This window comes from Bradyrhizobium sp. Kon37 (genome assembly GCF_055807535.1).
The window spans coordinates 1-235 of the sequence record NZ_JBVVOY010000344.1 but is presented as its reverse complement, the minus strand read 5'-3'; the positions used below and the strand labels follow the sequence as shown (position 1 = coordinate 235).

The 235-nt window shown below is 59.1% G+C and carries 1 protein-coding gene; it reads right to left on the bottom strand.

Annotated features, from left to right (window positions below):
• The coding region (locus AC0L3J_RS38420; protein ID WP_473350625.1) for a hypothetical protein at positions 1–235 on the bottom strand (235 nt) is incomplete at both ends.

Sequence of the window (235 nt, the reverse complement as noted above, 5' to 3'; positions counted from 1 at the left end):
GTGCTGATGCTGCGTGGTGTAGGACTGCCCCTTGATGTTGTAGCTCCAATTGTCCGACGTGCCATCGGCGTTGGTAATGTACGCGGCAGTCTTGACGCCGTTGGTGTAGGCGGTCGTGGAGCTATAGCCGTCGATCTTCGTCGTCACCTCGCTGGTCAGAACGCCCTTGGCGTCGTACCAGTCCGAGGTTTTGGTCCCGTCTGAGCTCTGGACAAGCGTGAAGGCGAGGCTGCTA